General features: G+C 67.8%; 30 protein-coding genes. 11 read left to right on the forward strand and 19 right to left on the reverse strand.

Annotation, left to right across the window (positions count from 1 at the left end):
* Positions 1 to 70: 70 nt before the first annotated feature.
* Complete coding sequence (locus RS85_RS11505) at positions 71 to 898, reverse strand: sulfite exporter TauE/SafE family protein (RefSeq protein ID WP_046013593.1); 828 nt, start codon at positions 896 to 898, stop codon at positions 71 to 73.
* A 25-nt stretch (positions 899 to 923) separates the two neighbouring features.
* Here RS85_RS11505 and RS85_RS11510 point away from each other — a divergent pair, with 25 nt between their 5' ends.
* The 6 genes from RS85_RS11510 to RS85_RS19270 all read left to right on the forward strand — a co-directional run bounded on the left by RS85_RS11510 (position 924) and on the right by RS85_RS19270 (position 6,027).
* Entirely contained in the window at positions 924 to 1,439 is a 516-nt protein-coding gene (locus tag RS85_RS11510; protein ID WP_046013594.1) for a GNAT family N-acetyltransferase, read from the forward strand.
* 227 nt (positions 1,440 to 1,666) lie between these two features.
* Positions 1,667 to 2,809, forward strand: a complete 1,143-nt coding sequence (locus RS85_RS11515) for an ABC transporter substrate-binding protein (protein ID WP_046013595.1) — start codon at positions 1,667 to 1,669, stop codon at positions 2,807 to 2,809.
* A complete protein-coding gene (locus RS85_RS11520) occupies positions 2,806 to 3,759 on the forward strand; it encodes an ABC transporter permease (RefSeq protein ID WP_046013739.1) in 954 nt (317 codons plus the stop codon). Before RS85_RS11515 ends, RS85_RS11520 begins: the two co-directional genes overlap by 4 nt.
* Positions 3,756 to 4,550, forward strand: a complete 795-nt coding sequence (locus tag RS85_RS11525; protein ID WP_046013596.1) for an ABC transporter permease — start codon at positions 3,756 to 3,758, stop codon at positions 4,548 to 4,550. Before RS85_RS11520 ends, RS85_RS11525 begins: the two co-directional genes overlap by 4 nt.
* On the forward strand, positions 4,547 to 5,638 hold the full coding sequence (locus tag RS85_RS11530; RefSeq protein WP_046013597.1) for an ABC transporter ATP-binding protein: 1,092 nt from the start codon (positions 4,547 to 4,549) through the stop codon (positions 5,636 to 5,638). Before RS85_RS11525 ends, RS85_RS11530 begins: the two co-directional genes overlap by 4 nt.
* A gap of 212 nt (positions 5,639 to 5,850) precedes the next feature.
* Positions 5,851 to 6,027, forward strand: a complete 177-nt coding sequence (locus tag RS85_RS19270; protein ID WP_082087596.1) for a YegP family protein — start codon at positions 5,851 to 5,853, stop codon at positions 6,025 to 6,027.
* A gap of 99 nt (positions 6,028 to 6,126) precedes the next feature.
* On the opposite strand, the gene RS85_RS11535 is transcribed toward RS85_RS19270, so the two are convergent.
* The 10 genes from RS85_RS11535 to RS85_RS11575 form a co-directional block, all read right to left on the reverse strand.
* On the reverse strand, positions 6,127 to 6,882 hold the full coding sequence (locus RS85_RS11535) for an amino acid ABC transporter ATP-binding protein (protein ID WP_046013598.1): 756 nt from the start codon (positions 6,880 to 6,882) through the stop codon (positions 6,127 to 6,129).
* Positions 6,879 to 7,676, reverse strand: a complete 798-nt coding sequence (locus RS85_RS11540; protein WP_046013599.1) for an amino acid ABC transporter permease — start codon at positions 7,674 to 7,676, stop codon at positions 6,879 to 6,881. Before RS85_RS11540 ends, RS85_RS11535 begins: the two co-directional genes overlap by 4 nt.
* A gap of 34 nt (positions 7,677 to 7,710) precedes the next feature.
* Positions 7,711 to 8,526, reverse strand: coding sequence for a basic amino acid ABC transporter substrate-binding protein (locus RS85_RS11545; RefSeq protein WP_046013600.1), 816 nt, complete (start codon positions 8,524 to 8,526; stop codon positions 7,711 to 7,713).
* A 150-nt stretch (positions 8,527 to 8,676) separates the two neighbouring features.
* Positions 8,677 to 8,979: a Dabb family protein gene (locus RS85_RS11550; RefSeq protein WP_046013601.1), complete on the reverse strand. Its 303-nt coding sequence runs from the start codon at positions 8,977 to 8,979 to the stop codon at positions 8,677 to 8,679.
* The gene (locus RS85_RS11555) at positions 8,976 to 9,272 is read right to left on the reverse strand and encodes a glutaredoxin family protein (RefSeq protein ID WP_046013602.1); all 297 of its coding nucleotides are present in this window, start codon (positions 9,270 to 9,272) and stop codon (positions 8,976 to 8,978) included. The genes RS85_RS11550 and RS85_RS11555 overlap by 4 nt, the downstream gene beginning before the upstream one ends.
* A complete protein-coding gene (locus RS85_RS11560; RefSeq protein WP_046013603.1) occupies positions 9,269 to 9,571 on the reverse strand; it encodes a rhodanese-like domain-containing protein in 303 nt (100 codons plus the stop codon). The genes RS85_RS11555 and RS85_RS11560 overlap by 4 nt, the downstream gene beginning before the upstream one ends.
* 86 nt (positions 9,572 to 9,657) lie before the next feature.
* Positions 9,658 to 9,756 carry a 30S ribosomal protein bS22 gene (locus RS85_RS19275; RefSeq protein ID WP_003792170.1) on the reverse strand — a complete coding sequence of 33 codons (99 nt, stop codon included), beginning with the start codon at positions 9,754 to 9,756 and terminating at the stop codon, positions 9,658 to 9,660.
* A 116-nt stretch (positions 9,757 to 9,872) separates the two neighbouring features.
* Positions 9,873 to 10,358 carry a hypothetical protein gene (locus RS85_RS11565; protein WP_046013604.1) on the reverse strand — a complete coding sequence of 162 codons (486 nt, stop codon included), beginning with the start codon at positions 10,356 to 10,358 and terminating at the stop codon, positions 9,873 to 9,875.
* Positions 10,359 to 10,376: 18 nt separating this feature from the next.
* Positions 10,377 to 10,568 (reverse strand): helix-turn-helix domain-containing protein, encoded by a 192-nt coding sequence (locus tag RS85_RS11570; protein WP_046013605.1) that lies wholly within the window; start codon positions 10,566 to 10,568, stop codon positions 10,377 to 10,379.
* Between the two features lie 140 nt (positions 10,569 to 10,708).
* Entirely contained in the window at positions 10,709 to 11,125 is a 417-nt protein-coding gene (locus RS85_RS11575) for an ArsR/SmtB family transcription factor (RefSeq protein WP_046013740.1), read from the reverse strand.
* 104 nt (positions 11,126 to 11,229) lie between these two features.
* On the opposite strand from RS85_RS11575, the gene RS85_RS11580 reads away from it, so the two are divergent.
* Positions 11,230 to 12,660: a TrkH family potassium uptake protein gene (locus RS85_RS11580; RefSeq protein WP_046013606.1), complete on the forward strand. Its 1,431-nt coding sequence runs from the start codon at positions 11,230 to 11,232 to the stop codon at positions 12,658 to 12,660.
* A complete protein-coding gene (locus RS85_RS11585) occupies positions 12,653 to 13,324 on the forward strand; it encodes a potassium channel family protein (RefSeq protein WP_046013607.1) in 672 nt (223 codons plus the stop codon). The genes RS85_RS11580 and RS85_RS11585 overlap by 8 nt, the downstream gene beginning before the upstream one ends.
* A gap of 13 nt (positions 13,325 to 13,337) precedes the next feature.
* On the opposite strand, the gene RS85_RS11590 is transcribed toward RS85_RS11585, so the two are convergent.
* Genes RS85_RS11590 through proC form a run of 3 tightly spaced genes read right to left on the reverse strand, consistent with a single transcriptional unit; the run spans position 13,338 to position 14,997 of the window.
* Positions 13,338 to 13,841 carry a hypothetical protein gene (locus RS85_RS11590; protein WP_235282418.1) on the reverse strand — a complete coding sequence of 168 codons (504 nt, stop codon included), beginning with the start codon at positions 13,839 to 13,841 and terminating at the stop codon, positions 13,338 to 13,340.
* Positions 13,842 to 13,866: 25 nt separating this feature from the next.
* On the reverse strand, positions 13,867 to 14,154 hold the full coding sequence (locus RS85_RS11595; RefSeq protein ID WP_046013608.1) for a DUF1905 domain-containing protein: 288 nt from the start codon (positions 14,152 to 14,154) through the stop codon (positions 13,867 to 13,869).
* A gap of 3 nt (positions 14,155 to 14,157) precedes the next feature.
* Positions 14,158 to 14,997: a pyrroline-5-carboxylate reductase gene (gene proC, locus RS85_RS11600; protein ID WP_046013609.1), complete on the reverse strand. Its 840-nt coding sequence runs from the start codon at positions 14,995 to 14,997 to the stop codon at positions 14,158 to 14,160.
* Between the two features lie 59 nt (positions 14,998 to 15,056).
* On the opposite strand from proC, the gene RS85_RS11605 reads away from it, so the two are divergent.
* Positions 15,057 to 16,028 (forward strand): cation diffusion facilitator family transporter, encoded by a 972-nt coding sequence (locus RS85_RS11605; RefSeq protein WP_046013610.1) that lies wholly within the window; start codon positions 15,057 to 15,059, stop codon positions 16,026 to 16,028.
* Positions 16,029 to 16,125: 97 nt separating this feature from the next.
* On the opposite strand, the gene tadA is transcribed toward RS85_RS11605, so the two are convergent.
* On the reverse strand, positions 16,126 to 16,581 hold the full coding sequence (gene tadA, locus RS85_RS11610) for a tRNA adenosine(34) deaminase TadA (RefSeq protein WP_046013611.1): 456 nt from the start codon (positions 16,579 to 16,581) through the stop codon (positions 16,126 to 16,128).
* Between the two features lie 81 nt (positions 16,582 to 16,662).
* Here tadA and upp point away from each other — a divergent pair, with 81 nt between their 5' ends.
* Entirely contained in the window at positions 16,663 to 17,295 is a 633-nt protein-coding gene (upp, locus tag RS85_RS11615; RefSeq protein ID WP_046013612.1) for a uracil phosphoribosyltransferase, read from the forward strand.
* A 26-nt stretch (positions 17,296 to 17,321) separates the two neighbouring features.
* Here upp and RS85_RS20035 read toward each other — a convergent pair whose 3' ends face one another.
* The 4 genes from RS85_RS20035 to nadE all read right to left on the reverse strand — a co-directional run bounded on the left by RS85_RS20035 (position 17,322) and on the right by nadE (position 22,458).
* Complete coding sequence (locus RS85_RS20035) at positions 17,322 to 17,735, reverse strand: GNAT family N-acetyltransferase (RefSeq protein ID WP_235282419.1); 414 nt, start codon at positions 17,733 to 17,735, stop codon at positions 17,322 to 17,324.
* 135 nt (positions 17,736 to 17,870) lie between these two features.
* Positions 17,871 to 18,098, reverse strand: coding sequence for a hypothetical protein (locus RS85_RS20040; RefSeq protein WP_235282420.1), 228 nt, complete (start codon positions 18,096 to 18,098; stop codon positions 17,871 to 17,873).
* Positions 18,095 to 21,565, reverse strand: a complete 3,471-nt coding sequence (locus tag RS85_RS11625; protein ID WP_046013613.1) for a TM0106 family RecB-like putative nuclease — start codon at positions 21,563 to 21,565, stop codon at positions 18,095 to 18,097. Before RS85_RS11625 ends, RS85_RS20040 begins: the two co-directional genes overlap by 4 nt.
* A 74-nt stretch (positions 21,566 to 21,639) precedes the next feature.
* Positions 21,640 to 22,458 (reverse strand): ammonia-dependent NAD(+) synthetase, encoded by an 819-nt coding sequence (gene nadE / locus RS85_RS11630; RefSeq protein ID WP_046013742.1) that lies wholly within the window; start codon positions 22,456 to 22,458, stop codon positions 21,640 to 21,642.
* A 106-nt stretch (positions 22,459 to 22,564) separates the two neighbouring features.
* On the opposite strand from nadE, the gene RS85_RS11635 reads away from it, so the two are divergent.
* Positions 22,565 to 23,122 carry a phosphorylase family protein gene (locus RS85_RS11635; protein WP_046013614.1) on the forward strand — a complete coding sequence of 186 codons (558 nt, stop codon included), beginning with the start codon at positions 22,565 to 22,567 and terminating at the stop codon, positions 23,120 to 23,122.
* Positions 23,123 to 23,128: the final 6 nt, after the last annotated feature.

Consider the following 23,128-nt stretch of genomic DNA (forward strand, 5'->3'; position numbering starts at 1 on the left):
CTTTTTACACCGCGCAAGGACGGATGCCGGGATCCCGGCCTTGCGAACGGCGCAAAGCCTTGCGGAACGCTCAGTCCAGCAGTGTGAGCGCGGGCACGATGTTCTCGTTCCACACGTCCAGGCCGAGCTTGCCGATGAGCCCGATCACGACGACGAGGAACACCACGCGGATGAACGTCGTGCCGCGCGAGATCGCCATCCTCGAGCCGAGGTAGCTGCCGGCGACGTTCGCGACGGCGAGGATGCCGCCCAGCAGCCACAGTACCGATCCGGTGGGGATGAAGAGCAGCAGCGCCCCGACGTTCGTCGCGAAGTTCACGATCTTGGCCTTGGCGCTCGCCTGCAGGAAGTCGTAGCCGAGCAGCGCGACCAGCGTGATCACGAGGAACGTTCCGGTGCCCGGTCCGATCATGCCGTCGTAGAAGCCGATCGCGAGCCCGGCGAGACCGGCCATGATGTGGTGCTTGTGGCCGTGGAAGCGCAGCTTCGTCGCCGCTCCCATCTGCGGCCGGAATGCGGTGAAGAGCGCGACGGCCAGCAGCGCCACGACGATGATCGGCTTGAAGGCTGCGGGCGGCAGGATCGTCGCCACGGCGGCGCCGCCGAACGAGCCGACGAGCGCTATGCCCGCCATCGGCAAGGCGGTGCGGATGTCGGGTTTCGCGCGCCGGTAGTAGGTGACGCTGCTGGTCGCGGTGCCGAAGACCGACGCGAGCTTGTTGGTCGCGAGCGCCTGGATCGGCGCCATCCCGGGAATCAGCAGGAGCGCAGGAAGCTGGAGGAGTCCCCCGCCGCCCACGACCGCGTCGATCCACCCGGCGGCGAATGCCGCGACGACGATGAGGATCAGCATCCCCCAGGTGAGCTGCTCGAGCCCGAGGAGCGTGCCGATGTCCATCCCTTCAGGATGTCAGACTTGGCGCATGCTCGACTCCCTCCCGCTTCCGCACGCTCTCGACTCCCGCGCAGGAACCGCCACGCTGCGCCGGGCGACGCCGGACGATGCGGATGCCGTCATCGCGCTGCTCGCGGACGACCCGATCAGCGCGGCGCGGGGCGACGTGGCATCCGATGAGGACCGGCCCGCGTACATCGCCGGTCTCCGCGATATCCTCGCCGAGCCGTCGAACGACCTGCTCGTCGCCGAGCTCGACGGCCGGGTCGTAGGCACGCTGCAGCTCACGTCGGTCCCCGGCATGGCTCGCCGCGGAGCCCGACGGCTGCTGGTCGAAGCGGTGCGCGTCCGCAGCGATCTGCGCTCCTCCGGCATCGGCTCGGGGATCATGCGCTGGGTCTCCGACTCGGCCGCGCCTGCGCTCGGCGCCGCGATGGTCCAGCTCACGTCGGACGCCAGTCGCATCGACGCGCACCGCTTCTACGAGCACCTCGGCTACGTCGGTTCGCACAAGGGCTTCAAGTACTCCGTCCCGCAGGACTGACGCGGAGCACCCAGGCTCGTCGGGAGGAGATCCCCGCTTCGGGAGGACGAATCGCCCGAATTCCTCCTCCCGAGGGGCAGATCTCCTCCGCACGCACTCGCCGGATCGTTTCCGCCACGACCCGGTCACCCACCGTTCACCCCCGCCGCTCCGACCGGTAACGCGGCGCCCATAGTGTCCTCTCGCAACCCCGTACCGGCGATCGCCGGTCACCCGAGAGGACACTCATGGCTCGCAACACCCGCCGCGCGCGCATCGGCGCCGGCATCGCCCTGGCCGCCACGGCCGCGCTCGTACTCACCTCGTGCTCAGGCGCCGCCGACGCCACATCGGACGAGGGCGACTCCGCCGTCGACGCCGCCGCCGCGACATCGGTCGCCGACTTCGGCTCGTTCGCCGACCTCGAAGCCGCGGCCAAGGCCGAGGGTCAGCTCAACGTCATCGCGCTCCCCCGCGACTGGGCGAACTACGGCGAGATCCTCGACCTGTTCGCCGAGAAGTACCCCGAGATCACGATCAACGAGGCCTCGCCCGACGTGTCCAGCGCCGAGGAGATCCAGGCCGCCGAGACGAACGAGGGACTTGACACCGCTCCCGACGTGTTCGACCTCGGCCTCACGGTCGCGCTGCAGAACACCGACGTGTTCGCCCCGTACAAGGTCGAGACCTGGGACGACATCCCCGATGCGCTCAAGGAGCCGACCGGTCTCTTCGTGGGCGACTACGGCGGGTACATGTCGATCGGCTACGACTCCTCGAAGTTCGACGCTCCCGAATCGCTCGACGACCTGAAGAGCGCCGACTACAAGGGCGCCGTGGCGATCAACGGCGACCCCACGCAGGCCGGCGCAGCCTTCGCCGCCGTGGGTCTCGCGACCGTGCAGTCCGACGGCACGCTCGACGATTTCCAGCCCGGCATCGACTTCTTCTCGGAGCTGCAGAAGGCCGGCAACCTGCTCAAGGTCGACGTGACCACGGCCACGGTCACGAGCGGCGAGACCCCCGTCGTCTTCGACTGGGACTACCTGAACGCCGCTCACATGGCTGACAACGAGAACTGGAAGGTCGTCGTGCTCGACGGCACCGGCTATGCGGGCTACTACAACCAGGCGATCAACAAGGATGCCCCGAACCCGGCCGCCGCGCGCCTGTGGCAGGAGTTCCTCTACAGCGACGAGGTGCAGAACCTGTGGCTGAAGGGCGGCGCACGCCCGGCCCGCATGGAGGCCATGACCGAGGCCGGCACGATCGACGCCGACCTCGCCGATGCCCTCCCCGAGGTCCCCGCCGAGACGGTCGTCCCGACCGAGGAGCAGTCCACGAAGGCCGGCACCCTGCTCGGCGAGAAGTGGGCAGCGGCCGTCCAGTGACGACCCTCACCGCAGCGGGGGCGGATGCCGCGGCATCCGCCCCCGCGATCTCCACACCGGTATCGGGCGCCGGCTCCTCGCATGATGCGAGGGGCCGGCGGTCCGCGCCTTCGTGGGCCTGGCTGGGGCTCGTGCCCTTCGCGGCCTACGTCGTGCTGTTCCTCGCCGTGCCGACGATCCTCGCGATCGGCTCGGGCTTCTTCGCGGATGACGGCGCTTTCACCTGGACCAACGTCGCAGCCCTCGGCGACCCCGTCGTGCTGACGACCTTCGCCAACTCCGCGGGGCTGTCGCTGCTCACCGCCGTCGTCGGCGCCCTCATCGGCGCCCTCGTCTGCTACGCCCTGCTCGGCATGAACCCGGAGGGCGCGGTTCGCTCGACGGTGGATGCCGCGGCAGGAGTTCTCGCACAGTTCGGCGGGGTCATGCTCGCCTTCGTGTTCATCTCGGCCATCGGCATCCAGGGCGTCATCACCGTCTTCCTCAAGGACTCGTTCGGTGTGAACATCTACGAGAACGGCACCTGGCTGTACGAGCTTCCCGGTCTCGTGCTGCCGTACATCTACTTCCAGATCCCGCTCATGGTCATCACGTTCATGCCGGCCCTCGCCGCGCTCAAGCCGCAGTGGTCCGAGGCGAACCTCACTCTCGGCGGCACCCGTGCGAGCTTCTGGCTGCGCATCGGCATCCCGGTGCTCGCCCCGTCTTTCCTCGCGAGCCTGCTGCTGCTGTTCGCCAACGCGTTCTCCTCCTATGCGACCGCTGCAGCCCTCGCCAGCCAGGGCTCGCAGATCGTGCCGCTGCAGATCCGCACCGCTCTCACCAGCGAGACCGTGCTCGGTCGCGAGAACCTCGCCGGTGCTCTCGCGCTCGGCATGATCGTCATCGTCGGAGTCGTGATGGCCCTGTACTCCATCATCCAGCGGCGGGCCGCGAGGTGGCAGTCATGAACCGTCTCGGCCCCTCCCTCGCGACCCGCTGGATCATCGGCATCCTGGTCGGCGCCTTCTTCGCGATCCCCCTGCTGTCGACGCTGCTCTTCACATTGCGCGACCCGGCCGGTGGCTTCTCGCTCGTGCACTGGTCCGACCTGTTCGACCCCGCCGCGGCGGCCGGGATCAAACCGATCTGGACCGGACTCGGCAACTCGCTGATCCTCGCGCTCGTCACCGTCGTGCTCGTTCTCTTCCTGCTCGCGCCGACGATGATCCTGGTCAATCTGCGCTTCCCGAAGCTCAAGCCGGCCTTCGAGTTCGCGGTGCTGCTGCCGATCTCGATCCCGGCGATCGTGCTCGTCGTCGGCCTCGCGCCGATCTACCTGCAGATCGGTCGAACGCTCGGCACCGGCACCTGGACGCTGGCCTTCGCCTACGGGATCACCGTGCTGCCGTTCGCGTTCCGCTCGATCCAAGCGTCCATCGACGCGGCCGACCTCCGCACGCTCGCCGAAGCGGCCCGCTCCCTCGGGGCGAGCTGGCCCACGGTCGTCCTGACCGTGCTCGCTCCGAACATCCGGCAAGGGCTGCTCGCGGCATCCCTCATCTCGATCGCCGTCGTCCTCGGCGAGTTCACGATCGCCTCGCTCCTGAACCGCCAGGTGTTCCAGACCGCCATGGTGGTCGTCCAGAAGCAGGACCCCTACGCGCCCGCGATCTTCACCCTGCTGGCGCTCGTCTTCGTCTTCGCTCTGCTCCTCGTCATCGGCCGCGTCGCGCGCGGCACCGGAAAGGCCCGCTCATGACCCTCGACCACGCCCTCCCCCGGACCAAGGACAACGTGCTGCTCGCGGAGGCCGGAGACGGCACCCGCGTCGAGTTGCAGGGCATCGTGAAGAGCTACTCGGGGAACACCGTGCTGCACGGCGTCGATCTCGACATCGCGCCCGGCGAGTTCGTGTCCCTCCTCGGACCCTCCGGCTGCGGCAAGACGACCCTGCTGCGGGTGCTGGCGGGACTCGAAGGCCTCGACAGCGGCGCCGTGCTCCTCGGCGGCTCCGACGTGTCGCGCGTCCCGACGAACAAGCGCGACATCGGCATGGTCTTCCAGTCCTACTCGCTGTTCCCGCATCTGCGCGTGCTCGACAACACGGCGTTCGGCCTGCGGCGGCGCGGGGCAGGCAGGGCGGATGCTGCGAAGCGCGCGCTCGACGCTCTCGCACTGGTGGGGCTGTCGGACTTCGCCGACCGCTTCCCGCACCAGCTGTCGGGCGGTCAGCAGCAGCGCGTCGCCCTCGCTCGGGCGCTCGTCACCGAGCCGAAGGTGCTGCTGCTCGATGAGCCGCTGTCGGCTCTCGACGCGAAGGTGCGCGTGCAGCTGCGCGACGAGATCCGCCGCATCCAGCTGCGCCTCGGCATCACGACCGTCTTCGTGACCCACGATCAGGAGGAGGCGCTGGCTGTCTCCGACCGGATCGCCGTCATGAACTCGGGCCGCATCGAGCAGATCGGCTCCCCCGAGCAGCTGTACACGACGCCGTCCACGGCGGGCGTCGCCGCGTTCGTCGGTCTCTCCAGCGTCGTCTCGGGCGTCGCCGACGGGAATCACGTGCTGGTGTGGGGGCAGTCGCTGCCACTCCAGACACCGGCCGACGGTCCGGTCGACGTGTACCTCCGGCCGGAGAACGTGTACTTCGCCTCGGAAGCGGATGCCGCCACCGACGCGCTCGTCGAGGAGAGCACGTTCCTCGGCAGCATGCGACGCACGCTGGTGCGCACCGAGTCGGGTGAACTGGTCCGCGTGCAGCATGCCCCCGGCATCCACCCCGCTTTCGGCGATCGGGTGCGCATCGCTGTCGCGCCCGAGCCCGTCGCGGTCCATCCCCGCGGCTGATCCCGCCCGTTCCGGTCGCAGTTTCTGCCGCTGGCCTGTCTTCCGGTCGCAGTTCCTGCCGCCCCGCGTCGCTCGAAACGGCGAGAACTGCGACCGGAACGCGACGAGTTCGACGCAACGGCATCCGCTCCCGCCCTTCCCACCGATATACCGGCTGGAATAGCGTGAGCGCGGGAGGTCGACCCTCCGACCAGACAGAGAAAGGACACCTCATGGCAGGCACGTTCGAGCTTTACTCCGACAGTTCCGGCGGACACCGGTTCCGCCTCAAGGCCGGCAATGGAGAGATCATCGCAAGCAGCGAGAGCTACTCCAGCAAGTCCGCAGCTCTCGCCGGAATCGAATCCGTCCGCCGCAACGCCGCGGATGCCGAGGTCATCGAGTCCTGATCCCGAGACCCCCACATATCGTCGAGACCCCCTCCTGCAGATGCCTGCAGCAGGGGGTCTCGGCGCGAGAGCGGGGTTTCGGCAATCGGAGAGTGCGAGCTACAGCACTCGGGACAAGAAGTCCTTCGTGCGCTGGTGCTGCGGGTTGCCGAGCACCTCACGCGGATCGCCCTCTTCGACGATGTAGCCGCCGTCCATGAAGATCAGGCGCGAGCCGACCTCGCGGGCGAAGCCCATCTCGTGCGTGACCACCAGCATCGTCATCCCCTCGTCCGCCAGCGAGCGCATGACCTGCAGCACCTCGCCGACGAGTTCCGGGTCGAGCGCCGACGTCGGCTCGTCGAACAGCATCATGTCGGGATTCATGCAGAGCGCCCGGGCGATCGCCACACGCTGCTGCTGTCCACCGGAGAGGTGCCCCGGATAGGCGTCCGCCTTCTCCACCAGGCCGACGCGCCCGAGCATCTCGAGCGCGACCTTCTGCGCCTCGGCCTTCGAGCGCTTCTTCACCCGCTGCTGCGCGACCATGAGGTTACCCATGACGTCGAGGTGCGGGAACAGGTTGAAGCTCTGGAACACCATGCCGATGCGCGTGCGCACCCGGTCGATGTCGACGTCCGGGTCGGTGATGTCGATGCCCTCGATGAGCACCTTGCCGCCCGTCGGCTCCTCGAGCAGGTTCACCGAGCGCAGCAGCGTCGACTTGCCCGACCCCGAGGGACCGATCACGCAGACGACCTCGCCGGCTTGAACGGTGAGGTCGATGCCCTTGAGTACCTTGTTGTCGCCGAAGCTCTTCTCGAGCCCCTGAAGATCGATCGCCGGGGCGTGCACATCAATCAGGTCGGTGATCATCGCTGCCTCGCCATCCGACGCTCGAGCCACGCACTGAAGCGCGTGAGCGGGATCGTCACGATCAGGTACAGGATCGCCGCCATGATCAGCGGCGTCGCATTCGTGTTCTGCGTCGCCGCGTCGCGGGCGAAGTTTGTGAGTTCCTTCGACCAAATGAACGTGCCGGCGACGAAGAGCAGCGAGGTGTCCTTCAGCAGCAGCACGAACTCATTGGTCAGCGGCGGGATGATGATGCGGAAGCCCTGCGGCACGATGATCCAGAACGTGGTCTTCATCGGCGACATGCCGAGCGAACGAGCCGCTTCGGTCTGCCCCTTCGGGACCGCCTGGATGCCGGCACGGATGGTCTCCGCCATGTATGCCGACGCGACCAGGATCAGACCGATCAGCCCCAGCACCACCGGTCCGCCGAGGTCCCTACCCGAAACACCCGACGCGACCGGAAGGATGAACGCCACCCCGAAGATCGTGAGGATCGCGGGAAGCCCGCGGAACAGCTCGATCCAGGCCGTCGCGATCCACCGGAACGGGCCGATGCTCGACAGCTTCAGCAACGCCAGGATGACGCCGAGCACCAGCCCCGCGGTGAACGCGACCGCGGTGAACCACAGCGTGTTGACCAGCGCGGTGGTGATGATCCCGGGGAACATCTTGACCGCGACCTCGGGGTTGAAGAAGAGCGGACCGATCCTCGCCCAGTTCGTCGTCACCGCCGCCCAGACGACGATCGCGATCAGCACCGCGTAGACGATGTACCGATAGAGCTTGCTTCGAGTGCTGCGCCTCAACGCCATCGTCAAGGTCTCCCTGTCCTGCGCCGCACGCCGTTTACTTAGCGGCGAAGTAGGTGTCGTAGATGGTCTGGTAGTCGCCGCTGTCCTGCAGCTCCTTCAGCGCACCGTTGACAGCCTCGAGCAGCTCGTCCTTCTCGCCCTTGGCGAAGGCGAAGCCGTAGGACTCGCCGGTCTCGTACTCCTCGACGATCTTGTAGGCACTGTCGGCCTTCTCGTGCTCGATGTTGACCGGCTGGTCCTGCAGGATCGCGTCGATCAGTCCCGACTGCATCGCCGGCCACAGCTCACCGTCGGAGGGGTACTGCACGATCTCCGCGCCGCTGGCGTTCTCGTTCGCGTAGGCCTCTCCGGTGGTGCCCTGCTGGACGCCCACGTTCTTGCCCTCGAGGTCATCGATCGACTCGATGCCGGAGTCGGTGCGCACGAGCAGGGACTGCAGCGACTCGTAGTACGGGTCGGAGAAGTCGATGTTCGCCTTGCGCTCGTCCGTGATGGTCATGGCAGAGGCGCCGATGTCGCAGGTGCCGGAGGCGAGCGTGGTGCCCGACTGCAGCGCCTCGAAGCCGACGTCCTGCACCGAGAGCTTCAGGTCGAGCTTCTTGGCGATCGCGTCGAGCAGGTCGATGTCGAAGCCCGTGTAACCCGTGCCGTTGTCGCCACCTTCGAACTCGAACGGTGCGTAGGGGATGTCGGAGCAGATCGTGAGCGTGCCCGCCTCGATCAAGCCGTACTCGTCGCCCGCGGCGGGCTCGTCCGAACCGGAGTCTCCCGCGCCGGTGGCGCAGCCTGCGAGGGCGAGAGTGGCGGTCGCGGCGAGCGCGAGGCCGGCGAGGATGTGGCGACGTTGCATGTCGGCTCCTGTGAGACGAGGGCAATGACGCCCACGGACGGGTAGGTGTTCATCTAAACATGCGCCCCGAGGCCTCGACCAACCGGAGGCGACCAGAGCGGATCACATTTGTGTTGCAAGTGTGACGGATTGTGACGCGCGAGTTGCCGCTCAGACCTCGAAGTCGACGGCGACGCGAGAGGAGACGACGGAGCGCACGTATGCGACGACTTCTTCATGGGCCGGGTGCACCTGGTACTCCTCGAGCGCGGCGATCGACGCGAAGTCGGCGACAAGCGTGACGTCCCAGTTCGCGTCCGGGTACGCCATGTTCGGGCCTGCTGAGATCGAGAGGAGCTGCGGCACCACGCCGCCGAGGGCGTTCAGGCGACGAGCCACCTCGCCTGCCTGGGCGCCGCGCTCGGCGGCGTCTTCGGCGGCGAGCTTCCAGCTGACGACATGGCGAACGGTCACTTCGACTCCTTCTGGTCGCTCTGCGCGACGGTTCGGACGGATTCCTCCAGGGCGGCGCGCAACCGGTCGGGCGACACACGCCAGTGGGCGTGCAGCTCGCCGTCGATCAGCACGACCGGGATCTTCTCCCACCAGAGTTCGTACAGGGCGGGATCATCCTTGATGGACGCCTCGACGATCTCGATCTGCTCCGCCGCGGCATCCGGCAATTCGGCGATGACCGCGTCGATCACCTCGGATGCGACGTCGCAGAGGTGGCAGTCGGGTTTGCCGATGAGGGTCAGCGTGGTCACGCCGACGGCACCTCGACCTCGCGGCCCTGAGCGATCCACTCGCCCGTGCCGCCCTCGACGTTCGTCACGTCGTACCCGCGGGCCTCGAGAGCTTCCACGACCCGCGCCGAGCGGCCACCCATCTGGCAGATCACGTCGAACGATTCGCTCGGGAGTTCATCCAGGCGGTTGCCGATCTCGGACATCGGGACGTTGACCGCGCCGGGCACGTGGCCCGCGGCGAACTCTCCGGCTTCGCGCACGTCGATGAGCGGCGTGCCGGATCGCTCGGCGAGTTCGGTGACGGTGATCGACTTCATGGCGTCCTCTCGGAGTGCACGAACTGCGGATACGCGGGCAGAGACACAAAGCGCCCGTCCGAAGACAGGCGCTCGTGTCTGGCCGCTTACTTCTTGTTGCGGCGCTGGTGGCGAGTCTTGCGAAGCAGCTTGCGGTGCTTCTTCTTCGCCATGCGCTTGCGGCGCTTCTTGATGACAGAACCCACGGAAACCTCACTAAGTCAGCGGCTGGGCGTCGCGCAAAATCGGACACCCGGGTAACGGGCACGGAAAAAATGCCTCGGATCAGTCTAGCAAACCCGAACGAGCACTCTGTGCCGTGTCACTCCGCGACGTCGTCCGTGACCAGGAACCGCCACACGAGCGCGTGCCCGAGGGCTACCAGCGCGATGAGCAGCAACGCCTCCACCTGGATTCCCGTGAGGCCGAGCGGTGTCACGAGTTGCGGCGCGAAACCGACGACAGCGAGCGCCACGTAGATGACAACGGTGCCGAGCTGTGCCCACCGGATCGATGCGCGGGTGCCGTCGCCGCGCGCCTGGGCAATCAGGCGCACCATGGACGCCCCTCCGACGATCGCGATCACGACGAAGGATGAGCGCCAGATCAGCGGGTTCTCAGTCCCGCCGACTTGCGCGAACAGTCCCATGAGAGCGGGCAGGAGGAAGGAGAGGTAGATGCCGCCGATCGTGCGGCGCATCGCCGGATCCGTCGTCCAGTCACGGCGCGATCGGACGACGTTCCACCACAGACCGGTGAGCGTGAAGCATGTCGTGGAGAAGAGGGCGTAGAACGTACTGACATCCACGGCATTCTCCAGGAAGGATCAGCCGACGTCGGCGATGGGGCGCTGCAGAGCGTCGGCGACTGCGGACTCGGGCACGCGATAGCTGCGGCCGAAGCGGATGGCAGGCAGTTCACCTGCATGGACGAGCCGGTACACGGTCATCTTCGACACGCGCATGAGCTCTGCGACCTCGGCCACTGTGAGGAACCGGACGTCAGGTACTTCGGGCATCCCGCGTACCCCTTTCTCGATGTGCACACTCTATGGGGTAGGTGAGACACCTGTAAACCTATGTGGCTCATGTGATCAGTGGGGCGGACCTCCGGCACAGGAGCGAAGGCATTGCGGCCCTCGCTCTCGAGCCGACGCCGTCAGCCGCCGAAGCGCTTGAGCGCGCTGGTCACCACATGCTTGGCGGATGCTGCGGCGCGGCCGACCACCTCGGCCGCGTGCGCGGCGCTGTCGGTCAGCGGCGTGAACGGGTAGTCGATGTCGGGTGCCGCATCACCGTACGCGTCGACGAGGAACGGGACCAGCCAGTCGTCCACGACCTCGAGCGGCTCGACCGAGAGGCTGTAGAAGCGGCGTTGGCCGTCTTCGCGCACCGACACGAGCTCGGCGTCGCGCAGTACCTTGAGGTGCTTGGAGACGGTCGGCTGGCTGATGCCCAGGTCGGCGACGATGTGACTCACGCTCGTGCCCGACTCGCCTTCGGCCGTGCGTCGCAGCAGGAGTTGGAGGATGTCGCGCCTCGTACCGTCTGCGATCACGTCGAAGATGTCCGTCATGAGATCAGGGTAGTCGTCCCCGTCACGGAGTACCATGACGAAGGCTCGGCGAAAGGCGCCGTGTGACGTGGGGCGCAGGCGGGCGCAGGACGAAGGGGGACGCGATGTCGGGCATCGCTTCGGCGTCGTCTCCGCGCGAGCGCCTCGAAGGCGCCGTCGACTGGGTCAAGCACATCGTCACCTCGTCCCCGTCGCGCTTCGCGATCGTCATCTTCGCCCTGCTGATCCTCGTCTTCACGGTGCTGCTGTCGCTGCCGATCGCCTCGGCGAGCGGCACCGTCACCCCCTTGAGCGACGCCCTCTTCACCGCAGTCTCCACGATCTGCGTGACGGGTCTGGCTACGGTCGACATGGCGAACTACTGGTCCCCGTTCGGCCACGTGCTGATCTTCGTCGGCGTCAACATCGGCGCGCTGGGCGTGCTGACGCTCGCGTCGTTGATGGGCATGCTCATCTCGCGGAGGCTCGGACTGCGGGCCAAGCTGATGGCGGCCGGCGACACCAATCCGCTGCGCGCGCACGGCGGCGTCGTGAACGAGAGCCAGACCGTCCGCCTGGGCGAAGTCGGTCAGCTGCTCACGACTGTCGCCGTCTCGGCGCTGATCATCGAGGCATCCCTCGCGGTTCTGCTCTACCCGGCGCTCGTGATGGCCGAGGTCGACCCCATCGCCGCGCTCTGGGAAGCGCCCTACTTCGCGGCCATGGCATTCACGAACACCGGATTCGCGCCGAACGACGGAGGAGTCGCCGTCTTCGCGGACGATTACCTCGTCCTCACGCTCCTCATGATCGGCGTGTTCCTCGGCAGCATCGGCTTCCCGGTCATCTACACGCTGGCCAAGCACGTCTGGCACGTGAAGAAGTGGTCGCTGCACACCAAGCTCACGCTGGTCACGACCGTGCTGCTGTTCGTGCTCGGTGCCGCCGTCTTCCTCATTCTCGAGTACAACAACCCGAAGACCTTCGGGTCGATGGATGCCGCTGACACGACGTTCCAGGCGTTCTTCCTGTCCGCCATGACCAGATCCGGCGGGTTCAACGTCATCGAGATGGATGATCTGAACGGATCGTCACTCCTCGCCGCCAGCATGCTGATGTTCGTCGGTGGCGGCTCGGCATCGACCGCGGGTGGCATCAAGGTCACGACCCTGGCCGTGCTGGCGATCGCCGTCTGGTCGGAGGCGAAGGGTCGCTCGTCCGTCGAGGTCTTCGGTCGCCGCATCCCGAGCGACGTGCAGCGCGTGGCGCTCAGCGTCGTCGCCTGGGGTGCGACCATCGTGGCGCTGTCGACCATCATCATCGCCCAGATCACCAAAGACGACATCAGTCATGTGCTGTTCGACGTGATCTCGGCGTTCGGCACGGTGGGCCTGTCGACCGGCCTCACGGCCGAGCTCCCCGATTCGGCGTCGTACGTCATGGCCGCGACCATCTTCATGGGCCGCGTTGGTACAGTGACACTCGCCGCGGCAGTCGCCGCGACGTCGCGATCGCAGTATTACTCACTGCCCGTGGAAAGGCCGATCGTTGGTTGAAGTCCTCCGGGGGGACGCTCCCGTCCTCGTCATCGGTCTCGGTCGATTCGGCGCTGCGTGCGCCGGTGAGCTCGACCGCCTCGACCGCGAGGTCCTAGCGATCGACGACAACCTCGAGCTCGTGCAGAAGTGGTCCGACCGCGTCACGCACACGGTGCAGGCCGACGCCAAGAACATCGATGCGCTGCGGCAGATCGGCGCCGGAGATTTCCAGGTCGCCGTCGTCGCGGTCGGCTCGTCGATCGAGGCCTCGGTCCTGATCACGGCCAACCTCGTCGACCTCAAGGTGCCGCAGATCTGGGCGAAGGCCGTGTCGCAGTCGCACGGCAAGATCCTCGCCCGCGTCGGCGCGAACCATGTCATCTACCCGGAGCGAGAGGCCGGCGAGCGCGTCGCGCACCTCGTCAGCGGCCGGATGCTCGACTTCATCCGCTTCGACGACGACTTCGTACTGGCCAAGATGTATCCGCCGAAGTTCATCCGCGGCGTCGGACTCAACGAGTCCGGCGTGCGGTCGAAGTACAAGGTGACGGTCGTCGGCGTGAAGAGTCCCGGGAAGCCTTTCCGCTATGCGGAGGCCGCCACGATCGTGACGAACCACGACCTCATCATCGTGTCGGGAACCAACAGCGACATCGAGCGGTTCGCGGCGCTCGACCGCTGACGCGGCATCCGCTTCAGTCGTCCGCGTTCCATGGACAGCCGTGGCCAGGCATCTGCCACAGCGTGCGCACCTCCTCCGTCCGCGCCGTCACCGGCCACAGACGCAACCGCCACTCGTCGCCGGGCTCTGTCGACCCGGGCCAGCCGTAGTTGACGAACCCGCGGCCGCTCACTTCGACCCAGTAGTCGCCGGCGGGAACCGTGCACTCCGTGTCCTCGAGTGTAGGACTGCCCAGTCGTACTGTCGCCGTCGCCCCCACGGATAGCCGCTCCACCGAGATCTGGTCCCAGCCTGACTCATCATGCGTCGGGCGATCCGACCAGCGCTCGATCGACACAGTCATCGCGAAGTCGTTCTGGTGCGGACTCAGAACGAGCACCGATCGACCGTCGCTCGCCGTCGGAGGGCACCGGAGCGCATCGGCCAGCAGCGCGATGTCGTCCATCAGCGCCCCGCCGGTGATCGTGAACTGCCCGTAGTCCAGCGCGTGGAGCACCGTCTCCGATGTCAGAAGCACGGCACGGTTCATGATCTTCGCGCCGTCACGCGTCGATGTCGAGCGTGAGCTCGACGACGTCATCCACCGTGACGCCCGCGCGGTCCTGCAGCGCCTTCTTGATGGGCACGATGTAGCCGCCGTCCTTCGGCCACAGTGCGGTGGTGACTGTGGTGGCGCCGAGGGTGACCTTCGCGGGAATCATCCCCCAGCCGTAGGTGACGACGGACGCGATCTCGTGGATCATCTCGCTCTCGGCGAGCGGCACGGTCACGAAGTGGAAGGGCGCAGGACCGCGCCAGTACCAGATCTCGCCCTGGACCTGCAGCTGCATCGCTCAGCCTCCTGCCGCGAGCTCCTGGGAGCGGGCGAGGGCCGCCGCGGCGGCATCCGAGAACGTGCGATCGAAGTGGGCGTCCTGCAGAACGGCGATCGCGCGCTCGGTCGTTCCCTTGGGGCTGGTGACGCGTCGGCGGAGCTCGGCCGGCTCCTCCCCGGAGTCCTCGAGAAGGGCCGCCGCACCGATGAAGGTCTGCTCGGCGAGAAGGCGCGCATCCGCGTCGCTGAAGCCCAGACCGACCGCCGTCTTCGTGAACTCCTCGACGAGGAGATACATGTACGCAGGCCCCGAGCCGGAGATCGTGCCGAGCGCGTCGATCTGCGACTCGGGGACCTCGACGACGGCGCCGACCGTCTCGAAGAGGCGTCGTACGAGCGCGACGTCGTCGGCAGTGGCGGCAGGACCGGCGGCAAGACCGGCCACGCCCTTGCGGACCGTGGAGGGTGTGTTCGGCATGGACCGGATCACGTGCGCGTCGTCGCCGAGCACGTCCGCGAAGGTCTGCAGGGTGACTCCCGCGGCGAGACTCACCACGATCGCATCGGCGGAGAGGTGGGGCGCGATCTCGCGGAGCAGATCGGGCACCATCGCCGGCTTGACGCCGACGAGCACGATACGGGCGTCGGCGACCGCTTCCGCATTGCCGTCCGGCCGCTCGGACAGGGCGATGCTGGTGACGCCGTCGACGTCGGCGAACGCCTGGGCCTTCTCCGCGGTGCGGTTGGTGGCGGTTATCCCACCGTCGATGCGGATGCCGGAGGCGACAACGCCCCGGAGGATCGCGCCCCCCATGGAACCGGCACCGAGGAACGCGAGCGAGGGAAGCGATTCAGCCATGTCGTCATCCTACGGCGGGCGCTCCGGTATCCATCGGCGCGCAGTTCTAGACTCGTGGCATGAGTGCATCCGGAGGCAGCAAGGCCATCGTCGCGGCGTTCCTGGCGAACCTGGGTATCGCCCTCGCGAAGTTCGTCGCCTGGGCGCTCTCGGGCTCGGCGTCGATGCTCGCCGAGGCGATCCACTCCGTCGCCGACTCGGGCAATCAGCTGCTCCTGATGCTCGGCGGACGCAAGGCGAAACGAGAGGCCGACCGCTCGCACCCCTTCGGCTACGGACGCGAGCGGTACGTGTATGCGTTCGTCGTGTCGATCATCCTGTTCTCGGTCGGCGGCCTGTTCGCGATCTACGAGGGCGTCGACAAGCTGACCAACCCGCACGAGCTCGACCGCACGTGGTGGTGGCTGCCGCTCGTGGTCCTGGTCGTCGCGATCGGCCTGGAGTCGTTCTCGCTTCGGACCGCCGTGCGCGAGAGCAACATCGTGCGTGAGAAGGGGCAGTCCTGGGTCTCGTTCGTGCGCCGTTCGAAGGCGCCCGAGCTCCCGGTCGTGCTGCTGGAGGACGTCGGCGCGCTGACCGGCCTGACCTTCGCCCTGCTCGGAGTCGGGCTCACCCTGATCACCGGCAACCCCCTCTTCGACGCCCTCGGCACCGTGATGATCGGCGTGCTGCTTGTGCTCATCGCCATCGTGCTCGGCGTCGAGACGAAGAGCCTGCTGGTGGGCGAGGGTGCGACGCAAGCGGACTACGACCGGATCGTCGACGCCATCAACGCCGGTGATGAGATCGAGAAGATCATCCACATGAAGACGCTGTACCTCGGGCCGGACGAGCTGATGGTCGCCGCGAAGATCGCGCTCAACTCTGACAAGCCCCTGCGCGAGACGGCTGCCGACATCGACGCGATCGAGGCCCGCATCCGCGAGGCCGTGCCGGTCGCTCGGGTGGTCTACATCGAGCCGGACGTGTACCGCCCGGCGATCGACCCGCAGCCCTCGACCGACGTCTTCGTGCTCAAGTCCTCGGACTGAGAGCGTCGGCGGGCCAGGTTTTTCGGCCATTACCATGTTCTGCGGCCGATGCGCGCCGTCCGATCCGCAGGAGTTCGGAGTCACCGAAGAACGTGGGTCAACGACGCTGCTCGAAGAAGGCGCGCAGCAGCGCCGTGGCGGCATCCGCCTGTACGCCGCCGATGACCTCTGCACGGTAGGGCAGTCGACGATCGCGGAGCACGTCGTACATCGATCCCGCCGCCCCCGCCTTGTCGTCCCATGCACCGAACACGACCCGGCCGATACGTGCCTGCAAGATCGCCCCGGCGCACATCAGGCAGGGTTCCAGGGTGACCACGAGCGTGTGGCCCTCGAGATTCCAGGACCCGGCGGATGCCGCCGCGCGGCGCAACGCCTCGACCTCGGCGTGACCGGTGGGGTCGTGAGTCGCCTCGCGGGTGTTGCGCCCCTCGGCGACGATCTGGCCGTCGCGGTCGAGGACGACTGCACCGACAGGGATCTCCGAGGCGCTCGCAGCCTCTGCCGCCAGCGCCAGAGCGCGCTGCATAGCGAGGTCGTCGGCAGCGGTCATGCGTCGAGCCTACGACAGCCGGTCCTGGCCCCGACGGGTCTCGATGTCGTGCGCGGGGGTGCCGCGCATTAGCCTGTACCCATGCGTGTTCACGTCGCCGACCACCCCCTCATCACTCACAAGCTTTCGGTGCTGCGCGATCAGCGCACGTCGTCGCCGGTCTTCCGGCAGCTCACCGAAGAGCTCGTGACCCTGCTCGCCTACGAGGCGACGCGCAACGTGAAGGTCAGCCCGATCGAGATCACCACCCCGGTCACGACGACCATGGGCGTCAAGATCTCCGAGCCTCGCCCGATCGTCGTGCCGATCCTGAGAGCCGGTCTCGGCATGCTCGAGGGTCTGGTGAAGCTGCTCCCGACAGCTGAGGTCGGCTTCCTCGGCATGGTGCGCGATGAGAAGACCTTCGAGCCGACGACCTACGCCGAGCGGCTTCCCGACGATCTCAGCGACCGCCAGTGCTTTGCCATCGACCCGATGCTCGCGACGGGCGGCTCGCTCGCCGCTGCGATCCAGTTCCTGTTCAACCGCGGCGCGAAGGACGTCACCGCGATCTGCCTGCTCGGCACTCCTGAGGGTGTCGCTGCGATCGAGGCGATGGCGGGCGACCGCGACGTCACTCTCGTGCTCGGTGCGCTCGACGAACGTCTGAACGAGAAGGGCTACATCGTGCCGGGTCTCGGCGATGCGGGCGACAGGCTCTACGGCACGGTCTGATCCGGCTCGCGGTTCGCGGGCGCGGTCTAGCCGAGATCCAGCAGGTACGCCCGTTCGTCGCCGTGGTGGCGGAAGCCGACGCGCGCGAGGATCGGCGCCGACGTGGAGACTCGCCCCTTGACCAGCGCCGTGGTCGCTCCGAGTTCGACGCCGGCCCGCAGGCGCTCAGCGAGAACGGCACGATAGGCACCTCGGCCTCGGGCCTCGGGCAGAGTCGCCGCGCCCCACAGGCGGACGAAGCCGTCCACGATGGTGCAGCCGCCGGTGCCCACCGGGCGACCGTCGAGGCGTCCGAGGACGCGCACGCCTTCCCCTGCCTCCAGGCCCGTGGTGATCTCGGCCAGCTCGGCACGGAGGCCTCCTTCGTCGAGCGGTGACTGCTCCCACACCGGGACGTTGATGGCATCGACCTCGCGCACCTGATCGAGCGTTCGGACCACCTCGGCCGTCGCTCCCTCTGGGACATAGACGTCGAGCTCATCGATGGGACGGGCGAGAACGGCGACCGTGTCGATGTGCGCCGCTCCGCGCCGCTGCAGTTCCGCCTCGAGATCGGGCTCATCCGCGGGGCTGGTCTAGAAGGTCAGCCGCGACTCGCCCCAGGCGCGGGTGCACTCGAGGGCGTGGTCGAGCACCGTCGCGGCATCCGACGAGGAGCGCACCTGCGACGCCCTGACCCCACCGCCGAGACGCGGCGGATAGCGCACCAATTGAAGGTGTTCGTCTTGCTGGTCGCCGTCTCGCGGGAACCATACCCAGGCGGCCGATGCCCGGAGGATGTCTGCCTCGGTGTGCACGCTCATCCGGCGACCCCGACCAGCCGCGCGAAGGCGCTGAGACGCGCGACGCCCTCGGGCGTGTACGGCAGATCATCGAGCAGCGCGGGCGAGTGGATCAGGTAGGCCACGACCTGCGCGCGGGAGATCGCGACATTGAGCCGGTTCTGCAGCAGCAGGAACTCCGGCCCACGCGGAGCGTCGCGTCCACTGGATGCGGCGAGGGAAGTGATCGAGACGGCCGCTTCCTTGCCCTGGAAGTTGTCGACGGTGCCCACGGGAACGTCGGGGAACCCCGCGTCCGTGAGCGCGTCGAGCACGAGCTGGCGTTGCGCGTTGTAGGGCGTGACCACGATGATGTCGGACTGCGCGAGCGGCCGGGCCGTGGTCTGCTCGTCGTTGTCGGTGAACATGCGTCCGACGAGGTCGGCGACCAGGCGGACGACTTCCGCTGCTTCCTCTGGTGACTGGGTGGCGTTCCCGCGATGGCGGAGCGGGAGCACGTGGAGGCCGGGTTCGACCCCCGCGATGGATCGGCGCTCGGTGCCCGGAGCCGACGCGAGTTGACCGGCGTATGCGAGTTTCGACACGGGCGCGGCCACGGACGGATGCATCCGCCAGGACCGGGCCAGGAAGTAGCCGTACTCCGGGCGCACGACAGGGTCGCCGTCCATGACCCAGCCGAGGGCCGATGTGTCCACCGGCTCAGGGTGGGCACCCTGGCTGACCTGCGGGAGCTGCTGCGGGTCTCCGAGGAGGAGCAGCCGTTTCGCTCCGGCTGCGACCGCGATCGTCGACGCCAGGGAGAACTGCCCCGCCTCGTCGATGACCAGCAGGTCGAGGCCGGCACGATCGACCCGCTGCGTGTTGCTGAAGTCCCAGGCCGTGCCGCCGACGACGGCGCCCTCGTCGGCATGCTCGGCGAGGAAGGTCGCCATACCGTTCTTCGGAATGGCCGTGTACGGGGCATCGGCCTCGGCGTCCTTCGGCGCCTTCGCCACCTGGCTCGGCGCGACGCCGTCGCCGACCACGCGGCCGAGAAGCGTCTCGATGATGGCGTGCGACTGCGCGACGACACCGACCTTGAACCCGTGCTCGTTCACCAGACGCGCGATCACCTGCGAACCGGTGTACGTCTTGCCGGTTCCGGGAGGCCCTTGCACCGCGAGATAGCTGCGGTCGAGGTCGAGGACCGCCCGGACGATCGCATCGATCACCTCACCGTCGGCCGGCGGGATCGGCGAGCCCGACACCGTGCGCGGGGCGATGCGCCGCAGGATGTCCGTCGCCGCGTCGTCAGGGAACCCCGGCGCCGCGGAGTGCACGGCATCAGCCCATTCGTCGATCGCGGCCTGCAGCGAGACCACCCGCGGCGGAGCGGCGGGAGTGAGCGCGAGCGGCAGCTCGTCCCACGTCTGCCCCTGCACGGCCGACTCGGTCACGAGGTAGCCGTCGTCGAGCACCTCGGTCACGGTCACCGAATGCGGAACGTGCACCGCCCGCGAGGGCACCTCGGTGTCGAACGGCGCCGGCACCTCGTACAGCGCGAACGGCTGGGATCCCGCGCCCAGAGTCGTGCCGGGCGACACCTCGCCGCGGATCTCGATGTCGCGGGACATCACACGGCGCCCCTCGCCGATGCTCCAGTCCCGACGGACGACGGACGACAGCCGATCGACACGCACGACATCGCGCGTACCGTCCCACATCGTCACGGGCTCGCGCAGCCGCTGGAAGTGCGACACCCAGAAGCTCTTCGCCTCACGCGGGAAGTAGTCGATCGCGGCGGCGGCGAGCCGGTGGACGAGGCCGTCGCCACCGGCATCCTTGGCGCGTTCCGCATCGGCGAGCAGGGCCACGGACCGCGGCGAGGGCTCGTAGATCACCTCGTCGATCTCGTCCGGCGGGGCCGGGGTCACCCCCTCCTTCCGCGCGATGTCGATCAGCCAGTTGCGCAGCCGACGCGTCGACACGCAGTCGTAGCGGTTGTAGTCGGCGAGATCCGCCAGGACGGCATCCGCCTCGGCCTTCTCTCCCGCGGCGGCGAGCTCACGCGCAGCGACGTACTGCACGATCGAGTCGTCGCCCTTCTGCACGTCGCTCGTGCGCACGTCTTCGCCCATGTACAGCGGCTCGAGCTTCTTGATCGAGTACGAGCGCGAGCCGACGCGGACCGTGCGCAGCACGAGCGGATACAGATCGACGAACACGCCTTCCCGCAGCAGACGGTCGACCTCGCCCTCGCGCACCCCGTGCCTCGCGGCCATCGCGACGAGATGCGAGGTCTCGTAGGGCGCGTAGTGATAGATGTGCATTGCGGGATGGGCCGCGCGCCGGACCTTCACGAAGTCGAGGAAGTTCTCCAACGCGCGACGCTCGGCATCGAACGTGTGCGCCCAGAGCGCCGAGTACTGGTCGGTGTTGTCGACCCAGCCGAACAGGTAGTCGATACCCCAGTGCGCCTCGCCGTCGGGAGCAGGCTCGGTGTACAGCGGATCGCCCTCGAAGTCGAAGAAGATGTCGCCGTGGCTCGGAAGAGGAAGGGTGTGAATGGCCGCCGCGTAGTGCACATCGAAGGTCGGCGCGCCCTCGGCATCGGCGCGGATCTGCAGGCGGGCCTGGGCACGGAGCGTCTCGAAGGAGTCCGGGTTCATGCCGACGGGAGGCTCGATCGCCGCGGCGAGGGCGTCGATCGTCTGGATGCCGGAGGCCCGCAGACGCGCACGCTGCACCGGTCGCATACGAGCGACCATCAGCAGGTCGCGATGCGCCGTCACCTGCTCTTCGCAGGTCGCGCATCGGCCGCACGCGACCACATGGAGGTCGTCGCGGTCGTCACCCCAGGCCAGCGGGACGCCGTCCGAACCGTCGCCGGCGCTGCGGTCGGCGATGAGCGCCCGCAGACGGGCTCGCCGCACATGGAAGAGCGGGAGGAGATCGTCGACGGCGTGGGTGCTGAGGGTGCTGTCACCGAGAATCAGGTCGACCTCGTCAGATCGGGGGATGCCGAGATGGTCGAGCTGATCGACATATGCCGCCAGCTGCATGAGGGCGGTGACGCGGGCTTTGCGCGCGAGCTTGGAGTCCTGCACCCGCCAGCGACCGTCGTCGTCCTTGCGCAGGAAGTCGGCGAACCCGACGAACTCCTCGGTGGCGAAGGCGGCCTGGAAGACGATGAGGGCGTCGGACCGCAGGGCAGCCACCGTCTCCTCGGTCGCGGCACGCAGAGCCTCGGCATCGACGGATGACACCTTCTCGATCTGGTGCACCTGATCATCGCCGAGTTCCTCGACGTACCGTGCGAGCACGTTCCGCTCGTGCACGTCGCCGAGGAGTGCCGCCCGCATCAGCGTGGCGTCTTCGGGCTCTACGACCGCGGGCACCCGGCCGAGCTTCGCATCGATCGCGCGGCACCAGGCGAACTCGCACTCGGCGGCCGCCTTGAGGTCGCTGGCGCTCCAGATGACGCGCTGCGCCTCAGTGTCGATCCGCACGATGCTCCTGTTCTGTCGGATGCTTCGACACTATCCTCGGCATCCGACACGAGACGCGCGGTCGTCTCTCCGGCTCAGCGCCACCAGTCGTCGTCGGGCGTCACCGGAAGATGGCGCTTGTGCTGCGTGGCCAGGTACTTCGCCTCGATGCGGCCCGCGACCTCGGGGTCGACGGGGCGGCCCTCGAGGAAGTCATCGATCTGCTCGTAGGTGAGTCCGAGTTCGTCCTCGTCGGCACGGCCCGGCTGGCCGTCCAGGAGATCGGCCGTCGGCACCTTGAAGGCGAGCCGCTCGGGTGCGTCGAGGAACTGCAGCAGGGAGCGGCCCTGACGTTTCGTCAGTCCCGAGAGCGGCAGGATGTCGGCCGCACCGTCACCGAACTTCGTGTAGAAGCCGGTCACAGCCTCTGCAGCGTGATCCGTGCCGATGACCAGCAGACCGTCGTGTCCGGCGAGGGCATACTGCGTGACCATGCGCACACGAGCCTTGATGTTGCCCCGGTTGAAGTCACTGATGTCACTGGTGACAGCGAACTCGATGTCTTCCTCGACGCCGTCCACGCCGTTCTGGATGTTCACCTCGACCGACGCATCCGGTGCGATGTAGGCCAGCGCCGCCTCGGCATCCGCCGCGTCTCCCTGCACCCGGTAGGGCAGACGGACCGCCAGGAACTTCGCGTCCCCGCCCTCCGCGCGCACGCGTTCGACGGCGAGCTGCGCGAGTCGGCCGGCGAGAGTCGAGTCCTGCCCGCCGGAGATGCCGAGGACGAAGCCGCGGGCTCCGGTCGTCCGGAGGTAGTCCGCGAGGAATCCGATCCGGCGCTCCACCTCGGTTTCGGGATCGATGTCGGGCTGGACGCCGAGGTCTTCAGAGATCTGCTGCTGCAACGACACGTGGTCCTCCACTCTTCTTCGAACCAGTATCGCCCCATTGTGTTACGCGGGGGTGACGGATCGGGCTCCGACGCTCCTGCCAGGCACGACCTGAAAGAATGGGGAAGTGAAACTCCTCGTCGCCGCCCTCGCATCCGAACTGTCCGCCTTCCCGGAGACGCTCGACGGCTTCGACCGACTGGTCACCGGGCCGGGCAAGCTCCAGGCGACGTATGCATTGACGCGCGCCCTCGACGCCCGCAGCTACGACGAGATCGTGGTCGTCGGCACCGCCGGCGCGATCGACCCCGACCTGGAGGCGACGGTCCACGAGGTGGGCACGGCGTTCCAGCACGACGTCACCGATCTCGACGGGATCGCCGGCCAACATGTCTCGCTGCCGGCGAAGGTCTCGACCGGCCGCGACGGCGTGCTGATCGCCACCGGCGATCACTTCGTCGACGACGCCGAGGTCACCGCGGTGATCCGCCCGTCGGGCGCCGCACTGGTCGACATGGAGACCTACGCGTACATCTGGGTCGCCGAGCAGTTCGATGTGCCGATCCGCGTGTTCCGTGCCGTCTCCGATCAGGCCGAGGACGGGGCTCTCACCGATTGGCGCGAGGCCGTCGCGCGCTGCAGCGTGCAGCTGCGGGACTTCATCGGGGCCGAGTACGGCGTCTGACTCCTG

It is taken from the genome of Microbacterium sp. SA39, assembly GCF_000967865.1.
Taxonomy (GTDB): Bacteria; Actinomycetota; Actinomycetes; order Actinomycetales; family Microbacteriaceae; genus Microbacterium.

Excerpts from the sequence above, each read along its gene's own strand:
- RS85_RS11570 (WP_046013605.1), bottom strand. The coding sequence starts at position 10,568 with ATGCCCGAAGTACCTGACGTCCGGTTCCTCACAGTGGCCGAGGTCGCA.
- proC (WP_046013609.1), bottom strand. The coding sequence starts at position 14,997 with ATGGCTGAATCGCTTCCCTCGCTCGCGTTCCTCGGTGCCGGTTCCATG.
- RS85_RS11505 (WP_046013593.1), bottom strand. The coding sequence starts at position 898 with ATGGACATCGGCACGCTCCTCGGGCTCGAGCAGCTCACCTGGGGGATG.
- RS85_RS11540 (WP_046013599.1), bottom strand. The coding sequence starts at position 7,676 with ATGGCGTTGAGGCGCAGCACTCGAAGCAAGCTCTATCGGTACATCGTC.
- RS85_RS11530 (WP_046013597.1), top strand. The coding sequence starts at position 4,547 with ATGACCCTCGACCACGCCCTCCCCCGGACCAAGGACAACGTGCTGCTC.
- RS85_RS11510 (WP_046013594.1), top strand. The coding sequence starts at position 924 with ATGCTCGACTCCCTCCCGCTTCCGCACGCTCTCGACTCCCGCGCAGGA.
- RS85_RS19270 (WP_082087596.1), top strand. The coding sequence starts at position 5,851 with ATGGCAGGCACGTTCGAGCTTTACTCCGACAGTTCCGGCGGACACCGG.
- RS85_RS11605 (WP_046013610.1), top strand. The coding sequence starts at position 15,057 with ATGAGTGCATCCGGAGGCAGCAAGGCCATCGTCGCGGCGTTCCTGGCG.
- upp (WP_046013612.1), top strand. The coding sequence starts at position 16,663 with ATGCGTGTTCACGTCGCCGACCACCCCCTCATCACTCACAAGCTTTCG.
- RS85_RS20040 (WP_235282420.1), bottom strand. The coding sequence starts at position 18,098 with ATGAGCGTGCACACCGAGGCAGACATCCTCCGGGCATCGGCCGCCTGG.
- RS85_RS11525 (WP_046013596.1), top strand. The coding sequence starts at position 3,756 with ATGAACCGTCTCGGCCCCTCCCTCGCGACCCGCTGGATCATCGGCATC.
- RS85_RS11595 (WP_046013608.1), bottom strand. The coding sequence starts at position 14,154 with ATGCAGCTGCAGGTCCAGGGCGAGATCTGGTACTGGCGCGGTCCTGCG.
- RS85_RS11575 (WP_046013740.1), bottom strand. The coding sequence starts at position 11,125 with ATGACGGACATCTTCGACGTGATCGCAGACGGTACGAGGCGCGACATC.
- RS85_RS11515 (WP_046013595.1), top strand. The coding sequence starts at position 1,667 with ATGGCTCGCAACACCCGCCGCGCGCGCATCGGCGCCGGCATCGCCCTG.
- RS85_RS11580 (WP_046013606.1), top strand. The coding sequence starts at position 11,230 with ATGTCGGGCATCGCTTCGGCGTCGTCTCCGCGCGAGCGCCTCGAAGGC.
- RS85_RS11545 (WP_046013600.1), bottom strand. The coding sequence starts at position 8,526 with ATGCAACGTCGCCACATCCTCGCCGGCCTCGCGCTCGCCGCGACCGCC.
- RS85_RS11560 (WP_046013603.1), bottom strand. The coding sequence starts at position 9,571 with ATGAAGTCGATCACCGTCACCGAACTCGCCGAGCGATCCGGCACGCCG.
- RS85_RS11535 (WP_046013598.1), bottom strand. The coding sequence starts at position 6,882 with ATGATCACCGACCTGATTGATGTGCACGCCCCGGCGATCGATCTTCAG.
- tadA (WP_046013611.1), bottom strand. The coding sequence starts at position 16,581 with ATGACCGCTGCCGACGACCTCGCTATGCAGCGCGCTCTGGCGCTGGCG.